Origin of the sequence: Nocardioides alkalitolerans (genome assembly GCA_038184435.1) — a bacterium.
GTDB lineage: Bacteria > Actinomycetota > Actinomycetes > Propionibacteriales > Nocardioidaceae > Nocardioides > Nocardioides alkalitolerans_A.
The window spans coordinates 2,680,338-2,703,478 of record CP116227.1 but is presented as its reverse complement, the minus strand read 5'-3'; the positions used below and the strand labels follow the sequence as shown (position 1 = coordinate 2,703,478).

At 74.5% G+C, this 23,141-nt stretch carries 22 protein-coding genes; 13 read left to right on the top strand and 9 right to left on the bottom strand.

Going from position 1 to position 23,141, the window contains the following annotated elements; all coding sequences use genetic code 11:
* Nucleotides 1-133: 133 nt before the first annotated feature.
* Nucleotides 134-1,036 carry an A/G-specific adenine glycosylase gene (locus PIR53_12865; GenBank protein ID WZH50910.1) on the bottom strand — a complete coding sequence of 301 codons (903 nt, stop codon included), beginning with the start codon at nt 1,034-1,036 and terminating at the stop codon, nt 134-136.
* 62 nt (nt 1,037-1,098) lie between these two features.
* Here PIR53_12865 and PIR53_12860 point away from each other — a divergent pair, with 62 nt between their 5' ends.
* Nucleotides 1,099-1,848 (top strand): hypothetical protein, encoded by a 750-nt coding sequence (locus PIR53_12860; GenBank protein ID WZH50909.1) that lies wholly within the window; start codon nt 1,099-1,101, stop codon nt 1,846-1,848.
* Between the two features lie 20 nt (nt 1,849-1,868).
* On the opposite strand, the gene disA is transcribed toward PIR53_12860, so the two are convergent.
* Nucleotides 1,869-2,927, bottom strand: a complete 1,059-nt coding sequence (gene disA / locus PIR53_12855; GenBank protein WZH54452.1) for a DNA integrity scanning diadenylate cyclase DisA — start codon at nt 2,925-2,927, stop codon at nt 1,869-1,871.
* A 223-nt stretch (nt 2,928-3,150) separates the two neighbouring features.
* On the opposite strand from disA, the gene PIR53_12850 reads away from it, so the two are divergent.
* A complete protein-coding gene (locus PIR53_12850; protein ID WZH50908.1) occupies nt 3,151-3,936 on the top strand; it encodes an FHA domain-containing protein in 786 nt (261 codons plus the stop codon).
* 27 nt (nt 3,937-3,963) lie between these two features.
* Here the strand turns inward: PIR53_12850 and PIR53_12845 are convergent, their stop codons facing one another.
* From PIR53_12845 to dapD, 3 genes are all read right to left on the bottom strand, one after another.
* Entirely contained in the window at nt 3,964-5,412 is a 1,449-nt protein-coding gene (locus PIR53_12845; GenBank protein WZH50907.1) for a PAS domain S-box protein, read from the bottom strand.
* Between the two features lie 122 nt (nt 5,413-5,534).
* A complete protein-coding gene (locus tag PIR53_12840) occupies nt 5,535-6,509 on the bottom strand; it encodes a hypothetical protein (protein WZH50906.1) in 975 nt (324 codons plus the stop codon).
* Nucleotides 6,510-6,540: 31 nt separating this feature from the next.
* A complete protein-coding gene (gene dapD / locus PIR53_12835; GenBank protein ID WZH54451.1) occupies nt 6,541-7,533 on the bottom strand; it encodes a 2,3,4,5-tetrahydropyridine-2,6-dicarboxylate N-succinyltransferase in 993 nt (330 codons plus the stop codon).
* Nucleotides 7,534-7,620: 87 nt separating this feature from the next.
* Here dapD and PIR53_12830 point away from each other — a divergent pair, with 87 nt between their 5' ends.
* Complete coding sequence (locus PIR53_12830; protein WZH50905.1) at nt 7,621-8,253, top strand: hypothetical protein; 633 nt, start codon at nt 7,621-7,623, stop codon at nt 8,251-8,253.
* Nucleotides 8,254-8,398: 145 nt separating this feature from the next.
* Here PIR53_12830 and PIR53_12825 read toward each other — a convergent pair whose 3' ends face one another.
* Complete coding sequence (locus PIR53_12825) at nt 8,399-9,667, bottom strand: MFS transporter (GenBank protein WZH50904.1); 1,269 nt, start codon at nt 9,665-9,667, stop codon at nt 8,399-8,401.
* Nucleotides 9,668-9,715: 48 nt separating this feature from the next.
* Between PIR53_12825 and PIR53_12820 the strand changes: the two genes are divergently transcribed.
* Nucleotides 9,716-10,741 carry a patatin-like phospholipase family protein gene (locus tag PIR53_12820; protein WZH50903.1) on the top strand — a complete coding sequence of 342 codons (1,026 nt, stop codon included), beginning with the start codon at nt 9,716-9,718 and terminating at the stop codon, nt 10,739-10,741.
* Here the strand turns inward: PIR53_12820 and PIR53_12815 are convergent.
* The 3 genes from PIR53_12815 to PIR53_12805 all read right to left on the bottom strand — a co-directional run bounded on the left by PIR53_12815 (nt 10,738) and on the right by PIR53_12805 (nt 12,929).
* On the bottom strand, nt 10,738-11,259 hold the full coding sequence (locus PIR53_12815) for a hypothetical protein (protein WZH50902.1): 522 nt from the start codon (nt 11,257-11,259) through the stop codon (nt 10,738-10,740). The two genes, PIR53_12820 and PIR53_12815, sit on opposite strands and share 4 nt — an antisense overlap.
* Nucleotides 11,256-12,425: a serine/threonine-protein kinase gene (locus PIR53_12810; GenBank protein ID WZH50901.1), complete on the bottom strand. Its 1,170-nt coding sequence runs from the start codon at nt 12,423-12,425 to the stop codon at nt 11,256-11,258. The genes PIR53_12815 and PIR53_12810 overlap by 4 nt, the downstream gene beginning before the upstream one ends.
* Nucleotides 12,426-12,521: 96 nt before the next feature.
* The gene (locus PIR53_12805; GenBank protein WZH50900.1) at nt 12,522-12,929 is read right to left on the bottom strand and encodes a DUF3592 domain-containing protein; all 408 of its coding nucleotides are present in this window, start codon (nt 12,927-12,929) and stop codon (nt 12,522-12,524) included.
* 325 nt (nt 12,930-13,254) lie between these two features.
* Here PIR53_12805 and ileS point away from each other — a divergent pair, with 325 nt between their 5' ends.
* From ileS to PIR53_12760, 9 genes are all read left to right on the top strand, one after another.
* Nucleotides 13,255-16,605 carry an isoleucine--tRNA ligase gene (ileS, locus tag PIR53_12800; protein WZH50899.1) on the top strand — a complete coding sequence of 1,117 codons (3,351 nt, stop codon included), beginning with the start codon at nt 13,255-13,257 and terminating at the stop codon, nt 16,603-16,605.
* 116 nt (nt 16,606-16,721) lie between these two features.
* Nucleotides 16,722-17,549, top strand: a complete 828-nt coding sequence (locus tag PIR53_12795; GenBank protein ID WZH50898.1) for a siderophore-interacting protein — start codon at nt 16,722-16,724, stop codon at nt 17,547-17,549.
* Between the two features lie 25 nt (nt 17,550-17,574).
* Nucleotides 17,575-18,684 (top strand): succinyl-diaminopimelate desuccinylase, encoded by a 1,110-nt coding sequence (gene dapE / locus PIR53_12790; GenBank protein ID WZH50897.1) that lies wholly within the window; start codon nt 17,575-17,577, stop codon nt 18,682-18,684.
* A 140-nt stretch (nt 18,685-18,824) separates the two neighbouring features.
* On the top strand, nt 18,825-19,559 hold the full coding sequence (locus tag PIR53_12785; protein WZH54450.1) for a TIGR00730 family Rossman fold protein: 735 nt from the start codon (nt 18,825-18,827) through the stop codon (nt 19,557-19,559).
* Nucleotides 19,560-19,572: 13 nt separating this feature from the next.
* Nucleotides 19,573-19,896 (top strand): DivIVA domain-containing protein, encoded by a 324-nt coding sequence (locus tag PIR53_12780; protein ID WZH50896.1) that lies wholly within the window; start codon nt 19,573-19,575, stop codon nt 19,894-19,896.
* Between the two features lie 6 nt (nt 19,897-19,902).
* Nucleotides 19,903-20,328 carry a hypothetical protein gene (locus PIR53_12775; GenBank protein ID WZH50895.1) on the top strand — a complete coding sequence of 142 codons (426 nt, stop codon included), beginning with the start codon at nt 19,903-19,905 and terminating at the stop codon, nt 20,326-20,328.
* A 49-nt stretch (nt 20,329-20,377) separates the two neighbouring features.
* On the top strand, nt 20,378-21,199 hold the full coding sequence (locus tag PIR53_12770) for a DUF2817 domain-containing protein (GenBank protein WZH50894.1): 822 nt from the start codon (nt 20,378-20,380) through the stop codon (nt 21,197-21,199).
* Between the two features lie 108 nt (nt 21,200-21,307).
* Complete coding sequence (locus PIR53_12765) at nt 21,308-21,475, top strand: DUF3117 domain-containing protein (GenBank protein ID WZH50893.1); 168 nt, start codon at nt 21,308-21,310, stop codon at nt 21,473-21,475.
* A 3-nt stretch (nt 21,476-21,478) separates the two neighbouring features.
* A complete protein-coding gene (locus PIR53_12760; GenBank protein WZH50892.1) occupies nt 21,479-23,137 on the top strand; it encodes a leucyl aminopeptidase family protein in 1,659 nt (552 codons plus the stop codon).
* Nucleotides 23,138-23,141 lie beyond the last annotated feature (4 nt).

The following is a 23,141-nucleotide window of genomic DNA, read 5'->3' as shown; positions in this document are numbered from 1 at the left end:
TGCGGACCGGTGGCCGGGGGCACCGCCCCGCATGACGTCCGCGAGGGGTCGAGCGCTGGACCCGCCGGACGTCATGCGGACCGGTGGCCGGAGGCACCGCCCCGCATGACGTCCGCGAGGAGGGGACCGCCGGTCAGGGGAGGGCGTACGACGCGGGGCCGACCCGCGCGACCAGGCCGTCCTCGACGAGGCTGGCGAGGCACCGGTCGCGCTGCTCCGGGATCGCCCACGCGGCCTCCAATGTCGACAAGGCGACCGGCCCCTCGGCGTCGCGCACGACGGCCAGGAGGCGTCCGCGGCACTGCCGGTCGGTGCCGGCGTAGGTCTGGGCCACCCGCGCGGGGCCTTCGTAGGCGGGGCGGCCCGCCGCCACCCACGCGCACCGGTCGAGCACGGGGCAGCGCTCGCAGGCGGGGGAGGCCGCGGAACAGACGAGGGCGCCGAGCTCCATGAGGCCCACGTTCCAGGTCGCGGCGTCGGCGGGGGCGTCGGGCAGCAGGGAGGCGGCCAGCGCGCGCTCGGCCGTCGTGACCGAGCGCGGCGGGAGCTCCTGGCCGGCGGCGACGCGGGCGATCACGCGCCGTACGTTCGTGTCGAGCACGACGTGGCGCTGCCCGTAGGCGAACGACGCGATGGCCGCCGCCGTGTAGTCGCCGACGCCGGGGAGGGCCAGGAGGTCGGTGTAGGAGCGGGGCACCTCGCCCCCGTGCTCCGCCACGATCGCCGTCGCCGCGGCGTGGAGGCGCAGGGCGCGTCGCGGGTAGCCGAGCCGTCCCCAGGCGCGCACGGCCTCTCCGGTGCTGGCCGCGGCCAGGTCGGCCGGCGTCGGCCACGTCTCCATCCACGCGGCGTGCACCGGCAGCACCCGGGCGACCGGTGTCTGCTGGAGCATGAACTCCGAGACCATGACCGACCACGGGCTCGCCCCGACGCCGCGCCAGGGCAGGTCGCGGGCGTGCTCGTCGTACCAGCCGAGGACGGCGTCGTGCAGCCCGGGCACGTCGTCGACGGCGGGGATCTCCGGTGTGGCGCGCACGTCGGTGGAGACTACGGTGCGCCTGCGACGGGCTGCCCGGCGCGGTGGCTAGCGTGGGATGCGTGTCTGCCGTGTCCCGCCCCCGTGGGCCTCTGTCGCCCCGTGTCTACTGGCGGCGTCGGATCGTGCTGGCGGCGGTGGCCGCCCTCCTCGTGGTGCTCGTCGGTCGCCTCCTGGGCGCGGGCTCCGACGGCGACGACGACGAGGCCCGCGCGGCGTCGAGCGACGCGAGCACCACCACGGAGCAGCCGCCCTCGACCCCACCGGCGCCGTCGCCCACCACGACGACCGAGGCGCCGCCCCCGCCGGCCAGCCCCGAGGGCCGCTGCGCGGCGGACGACGTGGCCGTGCGCGCCAAGGTCGAGCGGGCGGTGGCCGGGCAGCCCGTCGCGGTCACGCTGCTCTTCTCGAGCAAGGAGACGCCGGCCTGCTACTGGACGGCCTCGCCGACGACCACGGTCGTCAAGATCACCAGCGGCAGCGACGACATCTGGTCGACCCAGCACTGCCCGGACGCCCTGCCCGAGCAGGAGCTCGTGCTGCGGACCGACGCGGAGGCGGCGGCGGAGCTGGAGTGGCCGGCCTGGCGCTCGGGTCCGGGCTGCGAGCTGGAGCAGTGGTCGCTGCCGGGCGCCTACCACGTCGAGTCGGCGGCGCTCGCGGGCGAGCCCACCGACGTGCAGTTCGAGCTCGAGACGCCCCAGCCCGAGGTCATCGAGCGCACCATCACGCCGACGGTCGACCCCACGGCTCCGCCGACCGGTACGACGGGGACGACGCCGCCCGCCGCCACGTCGGCCCCGACGGACTGACGCGGGCCGGCGGCCGTCGCTCAGACGTACCGCTCGAGGATGCTCGACTCCGCGAGGCGGGAGAGGCCCTCGCGCACGTTGCGGGCGCGGAGCTCGCCGACGCCCTCGACGGCCTGCAGGTCGTCGATGCCGGCGGACAGCAGCTTCTGCAGGGTGCCGAAGTGCTCGATGAGGCGGTCGACGACCGCGCCGGGCAGCCGCGGCACCTTGGCGAGGAGCCGGTAGCCCCGGGGCGCGACGGCGCCGTCGAGGTGCTCGCTCGTGCCCAGGCCCAGCGCCTTGGCGACCGACGCCGGGTCCACCAGCTCGGTCGCCGACAGCGTCTCGAGCCGCTCGAGGAGCTTCTCCGGGGTGGGGGAGCGGCGGCCCGACGGCAGGTAGTCGCGCACGACGAGCTCGCGCTCGGCGTCGACGCCGGAGACGAGCTCCTCGAGCTGCAGCGACAGCAGGCGGCCGTCGGTGCCGAGCTCGAGCACGTAGTCCTCGATCTCCCGCGCGATCCGCGTGACCATCTCCATGCGCTGCGCCACGACCGCGACGTCGCGGACGGTCACCAGGTCCTCGATCTCGAGCGCGGACAGCGTGGTCGCGACCTCGTCGAGCCGCAGCTTGTAGCGCTCCAGCGTCGCGATCGCCTGGTTGGCGCGGGAGAGGATCTGGCCGGAGTCCTCGAGCACGTGCCGGCTCTCGCCGACGTACGCCGCGATGATCTGCATCGACTGGGACACCGAGATCACGGGGAACCCGGTCTGGCGGGCCACCCGGTCGGCGGTGCGGTGCCGCGTGCCCGTCTCGAACGAGGGGATGGTGTGGTCGGGCATGAGGTGCACGGCCGCGCGGTGGATCTTCGTCAGGCCGCTGTCGACGATGATGCCGCCGTCCATCTTCGCCAGCTCGCGCAGGCCGGTGGCGGTGAACGGGACGTCGAGCTCGAAGCCGCCGGTGGAGATGGACTCCACGAGCGCGTCCCGGCCGAGCACGATGAGGGCGCCGGTGCGCCCGCGGAGGATGCGTTCGAGACCGTCGCGCAGCGCGGTGCCCGGCGCCGTCAGCGCGAGCACCTCCCGCATGCGCAGCATGTCGTCGCCGCGTTCGATCCCTGCCACGTCGCTCCCGTCCTCGGTCACCAGCGCGCCAGAGTCTAGGAGATGGGGCCTCGCCGCCACCCCTCCTTTGGTAGCGCGCCGTCCGACCAGCGGCCACTTCACGTCCTGAGAATTCGCCGAACCAGGTGACTTCCGGCCGCCGACGTGGCTGACTGGGAACCCTGAGACGGAGCAGAGGGGGCGCAGCATGTGGGTCGTGGTGATCGCAACGGTCGTGGGAGCGACCGTCGGTGTCTGCTCGGGGCTGGGGGTGCTCGTGGCCCTGCTGCGTCGTCAGGAGGCCCGGGAGGGCGTCGCCGGGCCCCGCCCGGACCACGAGGCGACGGTGCCGCTCCCGCTGCGACCGTCGGCCGCTGCCGTCGTGCCGACGAGCAGTGCCACGGTCAGCCCCACCGTCAGCCCCACGGACAGCCCCGTCGACGCGGATCCCGGCCCGCGTCGTACCCGGCCGATGCCGACCTCGGTGCGTCCGCTGCCGGTGCGCCCGGTGACCGCTCCGGTCGCGACCCCCGCCCCGGCGCCGTCGGCGCTGCGCGCGGCGCGGCCGACGCCCCGTCCCGGACCCCCGCCGGTCCCCGGCCCGCGCCGGGACCCGCGCGCGGCACCGGTCGCGACGCCGTCGGCGGCCGGATCCGCGCGGGGGGTGCTCGCCGGTGACGAGATCGCCCTGGTGTCGACCTCGGGCCTGCTCTTCCGCGTGCCGTCCGGGGCGGTCCTGGGGCGCTCGCGGGGGTGCCGGGTGCGGCTCTCGGACGCGCGGGTCTCGCGCCAGCACGCGGTGCTCTACAAGGCGCGCGGCGGCTGGTGGATCGGCGACCTGGGCAGCACCAACGGCACGACTGTCGACGGTGTGCTCGTGCAGGGCGCCGCGCCCGTGCGGGAGGGGTCGACCGTGCTGGTCGGTGGCGCTGGCGGTGTCGTGCTCCTGGCGCTGCGCGCCATCGAGGCGAGCCACGTCGGCTCGCCGACGGCCGCCGCCTGAGCCGGGGCCCGAGCCGGGGTCCGGCCCTCAGGCCGCGGCGTACGGGAGCCGCACCCGCACCGTGGTGCCGGTGCCCGGCGTGCTGCGCACCTCGACGGTGCCGCCGTGCCCCTGGGTGATGCTGCGGACGAGGGAGAGCCCGATGCCGACGCCGGGGGTGCACGCGTCGACGGCCGCGCGGGTGCGGTAGAGCCGCTCGAAGACCATCGGCAGCTCGTCGGGCTCGATGCCGGTGCCGGTGTCCTCGACGGTCACCGTGGTGCGTCCGTCGAGGTCGCTGCACGTCACGCGCACGCTCCCGCCGGCGGGCGTGAACTTCAGGGCGTTGGAGACGAGGTTGTCGACGACCTGGCGCAGGCGGTGCGCCCGACCGCTCACCGGCCGCGCGCCCGGGTCCGCGTCGACCTGCAGGTCGACACCGCGGTCCTGCGCCAGCACCCGGGCCTGGGCGACCGCCGCCGCGACGACCTCCGCCATGTCCACGGTGCTCGCCGACGGGCCCTCCGAGCCCACGGACGCGACGGTCAGCAGGTCGTTGACGAGCCCGAGCTCGCGGTAGGCGTTCTGGTGCACCACCTCGAGCATGCTCCGCGCGGCCGGGGGCAGCGGCTCGGTGCTGTCCAGCACGAGCTCGAGGTAGCCGATGATCGAGGTCAGGGGCGTGCGCATCTCGTGCGACACCGTCGCGACGAGGTCCTCGCGCACCTGGTCGACCTGCGTCTGCACGCGGTTGCGCTCGGTGAGGTCGCGGATGGAGGCCGAGAGCAGCACCTCGTCCTCGGTGACGAGCGGGGCCAGCGAGATGGACACGGGGATCTCCGAGCCGTCCCGGTGGCGGGCGTAGAGCTCCTGGCCGGAGCCCATGGGCCGGAACCGCGGGTTGGCCGCGAACCGCTGGCGCATCCGGCGGTGGGTCTCGTGGTAGCGGGTCGGCACCAGCACCTCGATGGGCTCGCCGACGAGCTCGTCGCCGGTGTAGCCGAACACGGCCTGGGCCTGCTCGCTCGCCAGCACGATCGTGCCGGCGGCGTCCGTGATGACGAGCGGGTCGGGCGCGGCGTCCACGAGCTGGCGGAAGCGCTCCTCGGAGCGCTTGCGCTCGGTGATGTCGCGGACCGTCGCGCACACCCACGTGCTCGCGCCCTCGACGATGGTGGCGAGCGAGATCTCGGCGGGGAACTCGGTGCCGTCCTTGCGGTAGCCCCGCAGCTCGAGCAGGTTCATCCGCAGGCCGGCGTACCCCTTGCGCAGTCGCGGGTGCCGGGCGCGGTAGCGCGGCGGCATCAGGATCTCGATGGGGCGGCCCACGAGCTCGTCCTCGCTCCAGCCGAACACCTCGGCGGCGCGCGGGTTGGTGAGCACGATGCGGCCCTCCGGGTCGGCCACGACGACGGCGTCCGGCATCGCCTCGACGATGCCGGCGTGCAGGGTCGGCGCGACGAGGCCGTCGGCCCCGACGCGCGCCATGGCCACCATGTGTGTGCTCCCGGTGTGGTGGGGGCGTCCGAGCCGGCCCCGCGTGAGACCAGTCTGCGCAGGTCAGGGCGCTCGATCCCAGCACTTGAGCCAGTCTTGCGGAGGTCTGGTCCCCAGCGGTGCTAGAAGACGTCGACGTGCACGTGGTCGCGGTGCTCGAGGATCGCCGCGGTCTCCGCGTCGACGTCGCCGGTGTCGATGTCGTAGTCGCGCCAGCCCTGGGCGGAGCGCCGCGCGGTCCAGATCTTCCCGTCGTAGATCACCGTGGCCACGTCGAGCCGCTCGGCGTGCGCCACCAGGTAGTGCGCCATCGACCAGCCGAACCGCTGCGACTCCTCCGTCACCGGGCGGGTGAACACGTCGACGGCGCGGCCCTCGTAGTGGGCCGACCCCTCCGAGTGCCCGGAGTCGACACCGCCGGGCGCGAAGCCGCCGACCGGCAGGTCGCCGTACGCCGCCTCCAGCTCCGCGAGGACCGTCGCGGCCCGCGGGGTCAGGCCCGCCTCGTCCAGCTCGTCGGAGGCCTCGGTGCGCACGTCGGCGTCCCACGTGCAGGTGAACGCCGCCTGCGACCACCCCGTCAGGGCGGAGGCCAGCACGCGGGCGTCGGCCTCGTGGTCGGCGTAGGCCTCGGGGAAGGCCGAGCGCTGCACGGCCTGCGCGGCCTCGGTGACCGGCAGCTCGGCGTACCCCGGCACCTCGACGAGGCCGTCGTAGAACTTGCCGATGGAGTACGAGGGATCGAGGATCTGCTCCCGCGTGCCCCACCCCTGCGAGGGGCGCTGCTGAAAGAGCCCGACGGAGTCGCGGTCGCCGTAGGCGATGTTCTCGATCCGGGACTCCTGGTACGCCGTGGCGAGGGCGATCGTCGCCGCGCGCGCCGGCAGCCCACGGCGCACGGACGTCGCCACGATCAGCGCCGCGTTCTCGGCCTGCTCCCGGTTGAGCTCGACCCGGGCGCCGTCCACCTCGGCCACGCAGCCCTCGGGCGGCGGCAGGAAGCCCTCGACGCTGCGGTAGACCCACCGACCGGCCAGCACGACGACGCCACCGACGAGCGCCGCGACCACGAGGCCGACGAGCAGGCGCGACCTCATGGCCCGGCCCCCCTCGCGCGCACGCCGTCGGTCAGTCGTTGGCGTGGAGCGCGGCGTTGAGCGTGACGCCCTCGCTCTTCCACGGCACGGCCTCGAGCGCACCCGACACGGAGTTGCGCCGGAACAGCACGTTGGAGGCGCCCGAGAGCTCGGCCGCCTTGACGGTGCGGGGCTCGGCGCCCGGCTCGGTGACGACCACCTTGGCGCCGGCCGTCACGTAGGTGCCGGCCTCGACGACGCAGTCGTCGCCGAGCGAGATGCCGATGCCGGCGTTGGCGCCCAGGAGGCAGCGGCGGCCGATGGAGATGACCTGCTTGCCGCCGCCCGACAGCGTGCCCATGATCGACGCGCTGCCGCCGATGTCGGAGCCGTCGCCGACGACGACGCCCGCCGAGATGCGACCCTCGACCATCGAGGCGCCGAGGGTGCCGGCGTTGAAGTTGACGAAGCCCTCGTGCATGACCGTCGTGCCCGGCGCGAGGTGGGCGCCGAGGCGCACGCGGTCGGCGTCGGCGATGCGGACGCCGGTGGGCAGCACGTAGTCCGTCATCCGGGGGAACTTGTCGACCCCGTACACGCTGACGTGCTGGCCCGCGGCCCGCAGCCGCGCCCGGGTGAGCTCGAAGCCCTCGACCGCGCAGGGGCCGGCCGACGTCCACACCACGTTGGCGAGCAGGCCGAACTGGCCGTCGAGGGAGATGCTGTGGGGCGTCACGAGGCGCGCCGAGAGCAGGTGGAGGCGCAGCCAGACCTCCTCCGTCGACGTCGGCGCGGCCTGCAGGTCGTCGATCTCGACCCGGCGGACCTCGCGCGTCACCCCGCGCAGCTCGTCGACACCGGCCAGCGCGTCGAGCTCGACGCCCGCCAGCTCGTCGGCGGCGTCGGCGTGGGGGGCGGGCCCGAGCGCCGGGGCGGGGAACCAGACGTCGAGCACGGTGCCGTCGGCGGCGACCGTGGCGAGGCCGACGCCCCAGGCGGCGGTGGGGGCGGCGGTCGGGGCCGGGCGTGCGGCGTCGTCGGGCAGGGCGGCGGCGTCGGTGGTGGTCACGTCGCACCATGCTACGGACCGCCGCCGACAGCTCCGAGGAGAGTCCGGCTACCGTCTGGGTCCATGGATCCCGATTCGCGAGCCCGGCGCGAGGCACTGCGACTGGTACGCCGCGGCGCCGCCGCCTCCGTCCTCGGCGGCCTCGCCTGGGCCGGGTGGGAGGTCGCGCGCCGCGCCGTCCCCGCCGAGGCCGTCCGCGACCGCCTCGGCGACCTGGCCGCGCGCGCCCGGGGCGGGGTGTCCGGCAGCGAGCTCCACCTCGACGCCGGCGAGCCCACGTGGGAGACCCGCGCCCTCGACGAGGACGTGCGGGCCCTGACCGACGCGATCCTGTCGCAGACGGAGGACTACGGCGCCCTCGCGCTCCGCGCCCAGCTCGCGCGCTCCGTCACCGCCGACGCCCCCCACGACCCGCGGCAGCCGATCGACTTCGCGACCTTCGAGGTCCCCGAGGACGTGCCGCTCGCCGTACCCGCGGACGCCGAGTTCCCCGTGCGGGCGAGGTTCGTGGGGCCCGACGGGGAGGCGTACGTCGTCGCGCTGCGGGTCGACGAGGGCCGCCTGGCCTACGTGCGTCTCGCCGGGATCGACGGCGGCGCGGTCGACGGCCTGGCGCCGGTGCGGTCGTGGCCGTCGCCGGACCAGGTGACGTTCTGGATCGACACCATCAAGGGCCCCGAGCCCGTCCTGCGCTGACCCCCGGCCCGCTTCGCGTCCACAGGTGGGGCCGACACGGGGCGGTCGGTTCCCCGGTCAGCCGGGGAACACGCCGCTTTGACCATGAAATTTGATGGTCAAAGTGGTCGGTTCCCCGGCTAGCCGGGGAACCGACCGGAGCCCCTCACGACGCCCGGACGACGCGGTACCGGACGAACGCCGGCACGGCGAGGGCGGCGACGACGACGCCGATGACGGTCAGCACGCCGCCACCGGCCGCGGCGGCCGAGGCGCCGACGACGGCGGCGGCGCCACCGTGGGCGACGTCGGCGAGACGCGGGCCGCCGGCGACGACGACGATGAACACGCCCTGGAGCCGGCCCCGCACCTGGTCGGACGCCGCCGCCAGCAGCATCGTCTGCCGGAAGGCGGCCGAGGCCATGTCGGCGGCGCCGCCGATGGCGAGCATGAGCACGGCCATGGCCAGCCAGATCCCGGCAGAGCCGTCGGCGGCGCCGGCCGCGAGACCGAACCCGGTGATGGCGAGCCCCCACACCACGATGGACAGCACGACGGCGAGGCCCTGCCGCTCGATCCGGGTCACCCACCCCGAGAAGACGCCGCCGATGACGGCACCCGCGGGGATGGCGGCGAAGAGCAGGGCGAAGGCGAGCCCGCCCTCGTCCGGTCCCCCGAAGGAGACGTGGGCGATCTCCGGGAACAGCGCGCGCGGCATCCCGAACAGCATCGCGATGATGTCGACGACGAAGCTCATGAGGAGCACCGGCTGCCCCGCCAGGTAGGTGAGGCCCTCGACGACGGACCTCAGCCCCGGCGTACCGGTCGTCCCCTCCACCGGCAGCGACGGCAGGCTGATCACGGCCGCGAGCGTCGCGAAGAGGCAGACGGTGTCGGCGAGGTAGAGCCACGCGAAGCCCGTGAACGGGATGAGCACGCCCGCGACCAGCGGCCCCGCGATCGCGCCGGCCTGCATGACGGTCATGTTGAGCGACGCCGCCGCGGGCAGGAGCGAGGAGTCGACCAGCTTCGGCAGGATCGCCGTCCGGGTCGGTTGGTTGATCGCGAAGAACGCCTGCTGCACCGAGAACAGCCCGAGCAGCACCCACACGTCGTTCCAGCCTGCCGCGGCCTGCACCCAGAAGAGGGCGCTCGTCGCGATGAGGCCGGTCGTGGTGACGAGCAGCAGGATCCGACGGTCGAAGTGGTCGGCGAGCGCGCCGCCCCAGAGCCCGAAGGCGATGAGGGGGACGAGGCCGAAGACGCCGGTGAGGCCGACGTACGCCGACGACCCCGTCATCGCGTAGATCTGCGCCGGCACCGCCACGACCGTCAGCTGCGCGCCCACCACCGTGACGATGTTCGCGATCCACAGGCGCCGGAACGCCGGTACGGCGAGGGGACGGGTGTCGGCGAGAAGACCGCGGATCTGCACGGCGCAGGACGCTACGCCCGTCCTGGACTCCCGCCTATTCTCCCTGCTGTGACCTCCGCGACGGGCCCCGTTCCTGCGCGACGCACCCGCGTCGCCCTCGCCCTCGGCAGCGGCGGCGCCCGGGGATACGCCCACCTCGGGGCCCTCCAGGAGCTGCGCGCCCGCGGGCACGAGGTGGTCACCATCGCCGGTACGTCGATGGGCGCGGTCGTCGGCGCCCTCGCCGCCGCCGGTCGGGACGACGACTTCGCCGCCTGGGCGATGGGGCTGCGGCAGCGCGACGTGCTCCGGCTGATGGACTTCAAGCTCTCCGCGCCGGGCGCGGTCGCGGCGGACCGGCTGCTCAACGAGATCGGGGAGCTCTTCGGCGACGTCGACATCGAGGACCTGCCGGTGCCCTTCACCGCCGTGGCCACCGACCTGGGCTCGCAGCGGGAGGTCTGGTTCCAGCGCGGACCCCTCCTGCCGGCTGTGCGGGCCTCGATCGCGATCCCGGGCCTCTTCACCCCGGTGATGATCAACGGCCGCCTCCTCGTCGACGGCGGCCTCCTCAACCCGGTGCCCATCGATCCCACCACCGCCGTCCCGGCGGACCTCACCGTGGCGGTGTCGCTCCTCGGCCGCCGGGAGCGGCCGGGGCGCCAGGCGCCGTCGCAGGAGTCGGCGGCCCCGCAGCGACGCGAGGAGTGGCGGGGTCGCTTGCGCCGCACGATCTCCAGCATCACGGGGCGCGAGGAGCACGCCGTCGACGTGGACGACCAGGACGGTCACCGCGGCGACCCCACGGGAGCCGTCGAGCCGGCCGCACCCGAGGCCGTGGCCTCGGCCGACCCCCCGGTCGGCGGGATCGACCCGCTGCCGAAGGACCTGCGCCTCACCGACGTCACCGCCCAGGCGTTCGAGGCGATGCAGGGGCTCGTGCACCGCTACCGCCAGGCGGCGTTCCCGGCCGACGTCACCGTCGACGTCCCGGTCGACGCCTGCCGCACGCTGGACTTCCACCGCGCGACCGAGATGGTCGAGCTCGGCCAGCGGCTCACCGCCGAGGCCCTCGACCGGGCGGGGATCAGCTAGGGCTCCCGCGGCCCCCGCGGGCCGTCGTCCCGGTCGTCCTTGTCGTCCTTGTCGTCAGGCCCGCCCCGACCCCCGCCGGGACCCGGACGGTCGTCCTCGTCGTCCTCGTCGGTCTCGTCCGAGGTCGGCGCCGAGGTGGGCGGCGCGGGGCCGGTCGTGGACGGGGTCGTCGGCTCGCTCGTCGGCTCCGTGGTGGGTGCGGTGGTGGGTCCCGGGGTCGGCTCGTCGCCCGCCCCGGCGAGCACCGCCGCGCGCAGCGCCTCGGCCGCGGCCAGCACCTGCTCGGCCTCGGCGTCGCTGATGTCCCCGGCGTCGCGGGCGTCCTCGGTGCGCTCGACCAGCTCGTCGATGCGCTGCAGCACGAGGTCGTCGTCGGAGCCGGTCACGCTGTCGTCGATCGCCTCCAGCGCGTCGACCAGCTCGGCGCGGCTGTCCTGGGAGCCGCCCCCGCAGGCGGTCAGCAGCACGAGGGCCGTGCCGGCGAGCACCCGGCCGAGCCGCGACGGACGGGCGCTCATCGCGTCGCCTCCTCGACCGCGTCGTGCAGGGCGGCCAGCGGGTCCTGCAGGTCGGCGGGCGCGTCCGCGGGCACCGCCGGCACGTCGGGCGCGGAGCCGCCGCCGTCCCCGTCGCCCGCGCCGAGGGCGATCGCCGCGCCGCCGACGAGCCCGAGCACCACCACGACGCCGACGGCGGCGAGGAGGGGACCGCGCCGGCGCCGTACGTCGCGGTCGCGGCTCGGGAGCACCGCGGTGCTCGACGGCGCCGGGCCACCGGGATGGGGAGGCAGCGGGGGAGGCAGCGGAGCGGACGGGAGGTCCGCCACCGGGAGCACCGCCGTGGCGGTGGGGGCCGCGGCCCCGGCGACGTCGCCCGTCGCCAACGCACGCAGCCGCGCCTCGGCGGCGGCCGCGTCGGGACGCTGCGCCGGCTCCCGCGCGGTGAGGTCGCGCAGCAGCGCCGCCCACCCGGGCGGCAGCGTCGGGGGCAGCGTCGGCCCGGCCGTGAGCCGGGCCATGGCCACCTCGATCTGCGTGCCGGTGAACGGCGGTTCCCCGGTGAGGGCCTCCAGCAGCAGGAGCCCCAGCGAGTAGAGGTCGGTCGCCGTCGTCACCGTCTCCCCGGCGACCTGCTCGGGGGCGAGGTAGACGGGGGACCCGATCACGGTGCCGGTGCGGGTGTGCCGGGTGGTCGCCTCCGCGAGGCGGGCGATGCCGAAGTCGGCGAGCCGCACGTGGCCGCTGTCCTCCACGAGCACGTTGCCGGGCTTCACGTCGCGGTGGACGATCCCCGCCGCGTGGGCGTGGGCGAGCGCCTCCGCGACCTCGGCGCCGAGTCGGGCGACCCGGTCCGCCGGGAGGGGACCGTCCCGCAGCACCGCCGCGAGGTCGGAGCCGGCCACGAGTTCCATGACGATGTGGGGCCGGCCGTCGACGGTGCCCGCGTCGAGCACGGTCACGAGACGCGGGTGGTGCAGGCGCGCGAGGAGCCGCGCCTCGGCGACGAAGCGCTCGTGCGCCTTCTCGTCGTCGGCGGTGTCGCTCAGCACCTTGACGGCGACGGGGCGCTCCAGCAGCAGGTCCCGCCCCTCGAGCACGACGGCCATGCCGCCGCGGCCCAGCACGCGGACCAGCTCGTAGCGCCCGGCGATCACGTCCCCCGGTTCGGGAAGCCTCGGAGCCACGGCGGCCACCTCCTCGTGCTCTCGACGGACCGCAGCCACGGACCGCACCCACGGATCGGGCCCACTCTAGGAGGGCACCGGTACGCCGCGGGGCCGTCAGACCGCGACGACCGCCACCATCGTGAGGATGCCGAGGGCGAGAGCCCCGCCGCCGAGGGCGACCGCCAGCCCGATGGTGGCGAGGAGCCGGCCGTTCTGCACCGGGGTGTCGATCATGGCGCGGCTCGGCGACGCCGGGTCGTAGGCCACGGGCACGGGCCGGCCGGGGGACAGGATGCCGCCCCGCATCCCGGAGCGCTGCCGGTGCCAGGTCCCGTTGCCGTCCTGCCACATGAAGGTCGGGTACTGCGACGGGAAGCCGCTCACCGCGCCGTCCCGCGTGGTGACCACACCCGTCGTGCGCACCCAGTCGCGCGTCATCCCGAGCCGCACGCGTCCCACGACGACGAGCACGAGCCCCACGGCGACGGGGATGAGGGGCACGAGCCAGACGGCGGGAGGCACGCGGGCACCCTAGGACAGGCCCACCCCGACGGCGAGGGAGCGCGACGGAACGGATTCGCGGGGGGCGAGCGGGCGGCGTACCATCCCGCGCAGAGGCGCTGGAGCCGTCATCAGCGGCGAGCCTCCGGAAGAACGGGGAGCCTGCTCCCTCAGTAGAACCGGACGGGTGGGCCCGTCACAGCCCACGAACGAAGCGGTCGTCGCGTCCCGGCAACGGGGGCGGCGGCAAGCGAGGTGGTACCGCGGCGCCCCGGCGTCGTCCTCGTGGCACGAGCAGCAGCCACGCACGACGACCGACCGAACCGACCACCAGGAGCTCACCGCGATGGCCTACCCCCAGGTCTCCACCAGCGGCGCCGACCGCGTCCCGACGTCCCCCCGCTTCCCGGAGATCGAGAAGCAGGTGCTGGCCTACTGGGAGTCCGACGACACGTTCGCGGCGAGCGTCGCGCAGCGCAGCGCCGGTGAGCAGGGCGAGAACGAGTTCGTGTTCTACGACGGTCCGCCGTTCGCCAACGGCCTGCCCCACTACGGCCACCTGCTGACGGGCTACGTCAAGGACATCGTGCCGCGCTACCAGACGATGCGCGGCAAGCGCGTCGAGCGCCGCTTCGGCTGGGACACCCACGGCCTCCCGGCCGAGCTCGAGGCGATGCGCCTGAACGGCATCAAGACCACCGACGAGATCCTCGAGCTGGGCATCGAGAAGTTCAACGACGCCTGCCGGGCCTCGGTGCTGAAGTACACGGGCGAGTGGCAGGACTACGTCACGCGCCAGGCGCGGTGGGTCGACTTCGAGAACGACTACCGCACCCTCAACCCCGACTACATGGAGTCGGTCATCTGGGCGTTCAAGTCGCTGCACGAGAAGGGCCTCGTCTACGAGGGCTTCCGCGTGCTGCCGTACTGCTGGAACGACGAGACCCCGCTGTCCAACCACGAGCTGCGGATGGACGACGACGTCTACCAGATGCGGCAGGACCCGGCGGTCACCGTCGGCGTGCGCCTGCACGGCCACGGCCCCGACGGCGGCGACGACCCGCTGGCGGGCGCGCTCGCGCTCGTCTGGACGACGACCCCGTGGACCCTGCCCTCCAACCTCGCGGTCATGGTGGGCGAGGACATCGACTACGTCGTGGTCGAGTCCTCCTTCACCGGTACGCCGGAGCGTTACGTCCTCGCGGAGGCGCGGCTCGCGTCGTACGCCCGCGAGCTGAAGGACGACGCCAGCGAGAGCGTCGAGGACCAGGTGGTCGCGCGCTACACGGGCGCCGAGCTCCTCGGGCGCGTCTACACGCCGCCGTTCTCCTACTACGCGGGCCACGAGAACGCGTTCCGTGTCGTCCCCGCCGAGTTCGTCACCACGACGGACGGCACGGGCCTCGTCCACACCGCCGGTGCCTTCGGCGAGGACGACAAGGTCGTCACCGACCGCGAGGGCATCGAGGCCGTCATGCCCGTCGGCAAGGACGGCCGGTTCACCGCGCCGGTGACCGAGTACGCCGGGGTGCAGGTCTTCGACGCGAACCAGCCGATCATCGAGCACCTCAAGAACGCGACGTACGCCCTCGACCACGTCGCCGGCCGCGACGCCACGGACACGGGGTCGGTCTCCTTCGGCACGGTGCTGCTGCGGCGCGAGACCTACGACCACTCCTACCCCCACTGCTGGCGTTGCCGGCAGCCGCTCATCTACAAGGGCGTCTCGTCGTGGTTCGTGGAGGTCACGCGGATCAAGGACCGGATGCTCGAGCTCAACCAGCAGATCCGCTGGGTGCCCGACCACATCCAGGACGGCCAGTTCGGCAAGTGGCTGGAGAACGCCCGCGACTGGTCGATCACCCGCAACCGCTTCTGGGGCTCCCCGGTGCCGGTGTGGAAGAGCGACGACCCGGCCTACCCCCGGGTCGACGTCTACGGCTCCTTCGAGGAGATCGAGCGCGACTTCGGGCGGCTGCCGCGCAACGCGGCGGGCGAGCCCGACCTGCACCGGCCGTTCGTCGACGACCTCGTGCGACCGAACCCGGACGACCCGCGTCCCGAGGGCGAGCGCAGCACCATGCGGCGCGTGACCGACGTGCTCGACGTGTGGTTCGACTCGGGCTCGATGAGCTTCGCGCAGGTGCACTACCCGTTCGAGAACAAGGAGTGGTTCGACGGCGCGGCGTCGCTGCAGGGCCACTTCCCGGCGGACTTCATCGTCGAGTACATCGGCCAGACCCGCGGCTGGTTCTACACGCTGCACATCCTGGCCACGGCGCTGTTCGACAAGCCGGCGTTCTCCACCTGCATCAGCCACGGCATCGTGCTGGGCAGCGACGGCAACAAGATGAGCAAGTCGCTGCGCAACTACCCCGACGTCTCCGAGGTCTTCGACCGCGACGGCGCCGACGCGATGCGCTGGTTCCTCATGGCGTCGCCGATCCTGCGGGGCGGCAACCTGGTGGTCACGGAGCAGGGCATCCGCGACTGCGTGCGCCAGGTGATGATCCCGCTCTGGAACAGCTGGTACTTCTTCAGCCTCTACGCGAACGCCGAGTCCTACGAGGCGCAGGCCAGCACGACCTCGACGGACCCGCTGGACCGCTACGTGCTGGCGAAGCTGCGCCAGTACGTCGCCACGATGACCACCCAGCTCGACGAGCTGGCCATCGCGGACGCGTGCGAGACGACGCGCGGGTTCCTCGACGTGCTGACGAACTGGTACATCCGCCGGTCCCGCGAGCGCTTCTGGTCCACCGGCGACGACGTCGACCGGGCTGCGTTCGACACGCTCTTCACCGTGCTCGAGACGGTCTGCCGGGTGACGGCGCCGCTGCTGCCGCTGACGACGGAGGAGGTGTGGCGCGGGCTGACCGGTGGTCGTTCGGTGCACCTCACCGACTGGCCGACGCTCGACGAGCTCCCCGCCGACGACGCCCTCGTCGCGGCCATGGACCTCGTGCGCGAGGTCTGCTCCGCCGGGTCGGCGCTGCGCAAGGGCGCGAAGCTGCGCAACCGGCTCCCGCTCGCCGGGCTGACCGTCGTGGTCGACGACCCGGCCGCGCTCGCCGACGTGCTCCCCGGCTTCGGCGACCTCGTGGCCGACGAGCTCAACCTCAAGGGCGTGCGGCTCGTCGCCGCCGACGCGGACGAGGCCGCGGCGTACGGCGTCTCCGAGCGCCTCGTCGTCAACGCCCGGGCCGCCGGGCCCCGGCTCGGCAAGGACGTCCAGCGGGCGATCAAGGGCTCGAAGTCGGGCGACTGGTCGGTGGCCGAGGACGGGACCGTCACGGCGGGCGGCCTGGCGCTGGTCAAGGGCGAGTACACGCTCGAGACGGTCGCGTCCGGCGGCGAGGGCGAGGCCATCGGGGTGCTGCCCGGCGGCGGCTTCGTCGTGCTCGACACGACGGTGACGCCGGAGCTGGCCGCGGAGGGCGTCGCGCGCGACGTCGTGCGCGCCGTGCAGCAGGCCCGCAAGGACGCCGGGCTCGACGTCTCCGACCGCATCGTGCTGGTGCTCGGCGGTGACGAGGACGTGCTCGCCGCGCTCCGCACCCACGAGGCGCTGGTGGCGGGGGAGACGCTCGCGTCGTCGTACACCGTCGGGACGGGCGTGCTGCCCGCCGGCGCCCACGTCGCCGACGTGACGGTCGGCGACGGGCAGGCGGTCAGCGTGGCGCTCGCGAAGGCATGAGCCCCGCTCCGTCCCCACCTGGTCGTGGTGCGAGCCCTGCGGAGTCCGCGGGCCTCGCACCACGACCGCGCGGGCGGTTAGTTAGGCTTGCCTAAGTCGATCCACGAGGAGCCTGCATGCCCACCCGCCTGACCGTGACCGGTCGCGCCGCCCTGACCGACCACCTGGTGCGCGTCACCTTCGAGGGCGACCTGGCCGCCTTCGCCGACAGCACGGACACCGACCGGTACGTGAAGCTGATCTTCGCGCCGGAGGGCACCGAGCTGAGCGAGACCACCGACCTCCGCCGGCTCCAGGCGACCCTGCCGCCGGGGCAGGCGCCGGTGGTGCGGACCTACACGGTGCGCCAGCTCGACGTCGCCCGCGGAACCCTGGCCATCGACTTCGTCGTGCACGGCGACGAGGGCGTCGCCGGGCCGTGGGCGGCCTCGGTCGAGCCGGGGGCGGTGCTCTTCGTCAACGGTCCCGGCGGTGCCTACGCCCCCGACCCCGCGGCCGACGCCCACCTGCTCGTCGGCGACGAGTCGGCCCTGCCGGCCATCGCAGCCGCCGTCGAGGCCCTGCCGGCCGACGCGCGCGGCCACGTGCTCGTCGAGGTGGCGGGCCCGGGCGACGAGCTGCCCCTCCCGGTGCCGGCCGGGGTCGAGCTGCGCTGGCTGCACCGGGGTGCGTCGTCGTCTGCGACCGACCTGGTCGGCGAGCGGGCGCCGATGGTCGTGGCCGTGCGCGCCCTCGTCGCCGACGGCTGGCCCGCGGGTCGCGTGCAGGTGTTCGTGCACGGCGAGGGCGACGCGGTGATGCACCACGTCCGTCCGCTCCTGAAGGCGCAGGGCGTGACGCGCGCCGACCTGTCGGTGTCGGCGTACTGGCGCCGCGGCCGCACCGAGGAGGGCTTCCGCGTCTGGAAGCAGGACCTCGCGAAGGCCGAGGCGGCGGACGCCTGACCCGCCCGCCTGCTTGGATGGAGCCATGTCGCACCCGAGCCTGGACCTGGACGCGGACGTCGTCACGTTGACCGCGCAGCTCGTCGACATCGCGTCGGTGAGCCTCGACGAGAAGGCCATCGCCGACGCGGTCGAGGCGGCGCTCAGCCCGCTGCCGCACCTCACCGTCACCCGGCGGGGCCACACCGTCGTCGCCCGCACCGACCTCGGGCGCGCCGAGCGCGTCGTCATCGCCGGCCACCTCGACACCGTGCCGCTCAACGACAACCTGCCCCACCGCCGCGAGCAGACGCCCGACGGCGAGCTGCTCCACGGCCTCGGCACCTGCGACATGAAGGGCGGCGACGCCGTCATCCTCAAGCTCGCCGCGGAGCTCGCCGAGCCCAACCGCGACGTCACCTACATCCTCTACGAGGCCGAGGAGATCGAGGCCGAGCACAACGGCCTGCGCAAGCTCGGCCTGTCGGACCCCGACCTGCTGGCCGCCGACTTCGCGATCCTCATGGAGCCCTCCAACGCGGCCGTCGAGGCCGGCTGCCAGGGCACCCTGCGCCTCGAGGTCCGCACCCGCGGCGAGCGCGCGCACTCCGCCCGCAGCTGGCGCGGCGTCAACGCGATCCACGCCGCCGGTGACGTGCTGGCCCGGCTCGCGGCGTACGAGGCCCGACGCCCCGTCATCGACGGCCTCGAGTACCACGAGGGCCTCAACGCCGTCTTCATCTCCGGCGGCGTCGCCGGCAACGTCGTGCCCGACGCGTGCGTCGTCACCGTCAACCACCGCTTCGCCCCCGACCGCACCGAGGCGGAGGCCGAGGCCTTCGTGCGGGAGTTCTTCGCGGGGTACGACGTCGAGCTCGTCGACTCCGCCCCCGGCGCCCTGCCCGGGCTCGGCGTCCCCGCGGCGGCCGCGTTCGTCGAGGCCGTGGGGGGCCGGGTCGCGCCGAAGTTCGGCTGGACGGACGTCGCCCGCTTCAGCGCCCTCGGCATCCCGGCCGTGAACTTCGGGCCGGGCGACCCCATGTACGCCCACAAGCAGGACGAGTTCGTCCCCGCCGCCGACATCGTGCGCTGCGAGCAGCAGCTGCGGTCGTGGCTAGGCGCACCCGCCACCCCGTACGACGAGGAGCAGTCATGAGCGAGCAGCGCGAGGCCGGCCTGGGGGAGGGCTCGGACCCCTCCGCGACGGCGGCGGAGCGGTCGCCCATGCCCACTGGGCCGGAGCGGGTGCCGCAGGCGTCCGTGCCCCTCCGCGAGCGCATCAAGCGACGCGGCCCCATGCTGCTGCGCCGCGGCCAGGTCGACCTGACGACCACCGACCAGCGCCTGCTCGACTCCGCCGGCGAGGCCGACTGGGTGCACACGGACCCCTGGCGCGTCATGCGGATCCAGGCCGAGTTCGTCGAGGGCTTCGGCGCCCTGGCCGAGCTGGGCCCCGCGATCGGCGTCTTCGGCTCGGCGCGGACCGCGGTGGACCACCCGCAGTACGCCCAGGCCGAGGAGGTCGGTCGGCTGCTGGCCGAGGCGGGCTTCGCCGTCATCACCGGCGGCGGTCCCGGCGCGATGGAGGCCGCCAACAAGGGCGCGTCCGAGGCCGGCGGGGTCAGCGTCGGGCTCGGCATCGAGCTGCCCTTCGAGACGGGCCTCAACGCCTGGGTCGACAAGGGCATCAACTTCCGCTACTTCTTCGCGCGCAAGACGATGTTCGTGAAGTACTCAAGCGGCTTCGTCGTGCTCCCCGGCGGCGTCGGCACGCTCGACGAGCTGTTCGAGGCGCTCACCCTGGTCCAGACCCAGAAGGTCACCCGGTTCCCGGTGGTGCTGCTCGGCACGGCGTACTGGCAGGGGCTCATCGACTGGATGCGCGACGTGCTGCTGGCCGACGGGAAGATCCGCGAGTCCGACCTCGACCACCTGCACCTGACCGACGACCCCGCGGACGCGGTGCGCCACGTCCTCGACCGGCTCGAGGCGGACGGGGTGGCCCGCCCCTCCGGCTCCTACCCCGAGTGATCGGGGAGGGCTGATGGTCTGGATCTTCGCGGTGCTCGCCGTCGCGGCGATGGCCGGCGTGGCGGCCGTGGCCGCCGGGCACGGCACGCCGATGGCTCCCGAGCACGGCGACCGGCCCGACGCGGGCGTGCCGTCGACGGGGCGGATCACGGCCGACGACCTGCGCGGCGTGTGCTTCCCGGTGGTGCTCCGCGGCTACCGCCAGGCCGACGTCGACGCGCTCCTCGAGCGCCTCGCCGCCCAGCAGGAGGGCATCGACCTGTACCGCCCGCCTGTCGCCCCCGCCGATGGCCGGGACGGCCCGGATGGCGATGCGGCCGACCGTGAGGCACACTGACCCGCCGTGATCCCCGTCCCGAGCTCCCTCGCCGTCTACGCGCTGACCGCGTTCTGCGTCGTGGTCGTCGTGGTCACCCGATGGATCCTCGGGAGCGGTCGCTCGACGGGCCACGGCGTCTCGCCGCTGCTGCTCGGCGCGCACACGGGGGCGGGCCTGCTGGCGACCGTGGTGTGGACGGTCTTCATCCTCGTCCCCGCCGACGGCAAGGCCTGGCACTCGCTCCTGGGCGCCGTGGGCCTGGGCGCCTGGTGGGTCACCGGCTGGTTCGGCCTGCTCCTGCTCGGTCGCTGGCTCCCGAGCCGTGGCCGGCACTCCGACGCGCGTGACCGACGCTGGTTCCTCGGTCTCCTGCTCGCCGTCGTCGGCCACGTGGGCGTGCTGGTCGCCGGCGTCGTCTTCACGTTGGGCTACCTCTTCGGCGCCGTCTGACCCTGCCGAAACCGGCCCCGCGGGGCTGTGTCCTGTGCCACGATGCGGTATGAAGCCGCCGCGCTCGTCTCGGGTCCCGTTCCTCTCCCTCCTCGTCGGTCTCCTCGCCGTCGCGATGCTCGTCGGGTCGCCGGTGGCCCAGGCGAAGCCCCGGGTGGTGGCGGTGCCGCCGGCGCCCGACGCCGCGGCCGCGGTGGCGAAGCCCTACACGCAGTCCGCGAAGTGGGTCTACGGCCGCACCGCGCAGGGCCGCGACCTCGTGGCCTACCGGGTGGGCAACTACGACGCGAAGTTCACCGCGATGGTCGTGGTCGGCATGCACGGCAACGAGCAGGGCGTGAACGGCATCGCGACCGGGCTGCGCGAGCTGGCGGCCGCCGGTCGCTTCACCGCCGTCGACCTGTGGATCGTGCCGGCCTACAACCCGGACGGGCTGGTGGCCAAGCGGCGCCAGAACTCCCGCGGCGTCGACCTCAACCGCAACTTCCCGCACAACTGGCGGCCCCTGACCGGCAACTACTACGCCGGCAACCAGGCGGCCTCCGAGGTCGAGACGCACAGCTTCATGAAGGTGCTCGACAAGGCGCAGCCCGACCTGCTGCTCAGCTTCCACCAGCCGCTCAACGGCGTGGACATCGACACCAAGTACCCCAGCTGGTCGCGCTACGTCGCCCAGGGCCTCAACCTGCCGCTGAAGAACTTCAACTGCGGCGGCGTCTGCTCCGGCACGATGACGGGCTGGTACAACGCCCGCTACCCCGGCATCGCCATGACCGTGGAGTACGGCGCGCGGCCCGACGCGACCTACATGCGCACGTACGCACCGCGTCGTGTCGCCGCCCTCTTCCAGCGTGCGGGCGGCGCGTCCTGAGGTCTCGCGTCGACGACGGGGGGCGATAGGGGATAATGGCGCGCAGCACGTCGCGGGGAGTGCGCTGGCATCCCCCCGCTCGAACTTGACGAGAGAAGAGGTGCACGGATGGCGGCGATGAAGCCGAGGACCGGCGACGGTCCGCTCGAGGTCACCAAGGAGGGTCGCGGCATCGTCATGCGCGTTCCCCTCGAGGGTGGTGGCCGCCTCGTCGTGGAGCTCAACGCCGAGGAGGCCGGCAACCTCGGTGACGCCCTCAAGGCCGTCGTCTCCTGACACGTGTCGCCTGACGCCCCGACCGACGCCGCCCACGCCGTGCTCGGCCTCCCGCTGAGCGGGCTGCCCCCGCAGCCCGTCCCGCCGGAGGTCGAGCGACGCGACTCCCTCGCCGCTGTCGGGGACGATCCCGACCGCGGCGCGGTGCTCGCCGTCGCGGTGCTGCCGCCCCCCTCCGCTGGCCACGACGCCGGCGGCGACGCCGACGAGGCGGGGGAGGGCACCGACGGGCCCGATCTCGTCATCGGCCCCGGTGGGGCCGAGGTCGCCGAGCGGTGGGGTCTCGACCTCCTCGCCGCGCTGGCCGCCCACCGGGCGACCGGCCGGGCGGGCGAGGTCACCCGCATCCCGCTGCTCGGTCCCGGGCCCGACGAGGTGCGGTTGCTGCTCCTCGTCGGCGTCGGCGCCGGCGGGGTCGAGGACCTGCGTCGGGCCGGGGCGGCGACCGCTCGCGCCTGCGCGGGTCGTGCCGCCGCGACCAGCACCGTCGCGGCCGTCGCCGAGACCGACGACGCCCTCGCGGCGTACGTCGTGGGGGCCACCCTGGGGGCCTTCTCCTTCCGCTGGTCCGAGCGTGACGACGAGCGGCCGCCGCTCGGTGTGCTCGTGCTCGCGGGCCTGCCCGACGACGACGCGGTCGCGGGCGTCGTCGAGCGTGCCGTCGCGGTGGGCCGCGCCGGCTGGACGTCGCGGCTCCTCGCGACCGTCCCCTCCAACGTGAAGTCCCCGCGCTGGCTCGCCGACCAGGCCGAGGCGCTCGGCGCGCGGCACGGCCTCGAGGTCGAGGTGACCGAGGTCGACGAGCTGCGGCGGCGCGGCTTCGGCGGCATCGTCGCGGTGGGTCGCGCCTCGGTGACCCCGCCGGTGCTGATCCGCCTCGACTACACGCCGCCGGGCCTCTCCCGCGCGGCGCTCCGCCGCACGCCGCGGGTGGTGCTCGTCGGCAAGGGCATCACCTTCGACACCGGGGGCCTCTCCCTCAAGCCCGCCGAGGGCATGCGCACCATGAAGCGCGACATGACCGGTGGCGCCGTCGTGATGGCGACGCTCGCCGCGCTGGCGGCCGTCGGTTGCCCCGTGCGCGTGACGGGTCTCGTCGCGGCCGCGGAGAACGCGGTCGGCGGGGACGCGCTGCGCCCGGGCGACGTGCTGCGGCAGTACGGCGGGCGCACCACCGAGGTCACCAACACCGACGCCGAGGGCCGCCTCGTGCTGGCCGACGCGCTGGCCTTCGCGGTGGACCGGCTCGACCCCGCGGTGCTCGTCGACGTCGCGACCCTGACGGGCGCCGGCAAGGTCGCGCTCGGCCTCAGCACCGGCGGTCTGTTCGCCACCTCGGACCCGCTCGCCGACGCCCTGCTCTCCTCCGGGGGCCGCGCGGGGGAGCCGCTGTGGCGCCTCCCGCTGGCCGACGTCTACGAGGAGAAGCTGGCCTCGACGATCGCGGACGCCGACAACGCGCCCGGCGGACCGGGTGCGATCACCGCGGCGCTCTTCCTGCGCCACTTCGTGGGCGACGTGCCGTGGGCGCACCTCGACATCGCGTCGGTCGGGGACGCGGCGAAGGACGCCGACGAGTGGACGGCCGGTCCGACCGGGTTCGGCCCGCGTCTGCTGCTCGACTGGCTGGCCGGCCGGGACGGCCGGGTCAGCGGGTTCTGACGCC

Coding starts and splice junctions, on each gene's coding strand:
- disA (WZH54452.1), bottom strand. CDS start 2,927: ATGCTGCGCATGCGGGAGGTGCTCGCGCTGACGGCGCCGGGCACCGCG.
- PIR53_12845 (WZH50907.1), bottom strand. CDS start 5,412: ATGGTGGCCATGGCGCGCGTCGGGGCCGACGGCCTCGTCGCGCCGACC.
- PIR53_12840 (WZH50906.1), bottom strand. CDS start 6,509: ATGAGGTCGCGCCTGCTCGTCGGCCTCGTGGTCGCGGCGCTCGTCGGT.
- PIR53_12830 (WZH50905.1), top strand. CDS start 7,621: ATGGATCCCGATTCGCGAGCCCGGCGCGAGGCACTGCGACTGGTACGC.
- PIR53_12815 (WZH50902.1), bottom strand. CDS start 11,259: ATGAGCGCCCGTCCGTCGCGGCTCGGCCGGGTGCTCGCCGGCACGGCC.
- ileS (WZH50899.1), top strand. CDS start 13,255: ATGGCCTACCCCCAGGTCTCCACCAGCGGCGCCGACCGCGTCCCGACG.
- PIR53_12795 (WZH50898.1), top strand. CDS start 16,722: ATGCCCACCCGCCTGACCGTGACCGGTCGCGCCGCCCTGACCGACCAC.
- dapE (WZH50897.1), top strand. CDS start 17,575: ATGTCGCACCCGAGCCTGGACCTGGACGCGGACGTCGTCACGTTGACC.
- PIR53_12785 (WZH54450.1), top strand. CDS start 18,825: ATGCTGCTGCGCCGCGGCCAGGTCGACCTGACGACCACCGACCAGCGC.
- PIR53_12780 (WZH50896.1), top strand. CDS start 19,573: ATGGTCTGGATCTTCGCGGTGCTCGCCGTCGCGGCGATGGCCGGCGTG.
- PIR53_12770 (WZH50894.1), top strand. CDS start 20,378: ATGAAGCCGCCGCGCTCGTCTCGGGTCCCGTTCCTCTCCCTCCTCGTC.
- PIR53_12765 (WZH50893.1), top strand. CDS start 21,308: ATGGCGGCGATGAAGCCGAGGACCGGCGACGGTCCGCTCGAGGTCACC.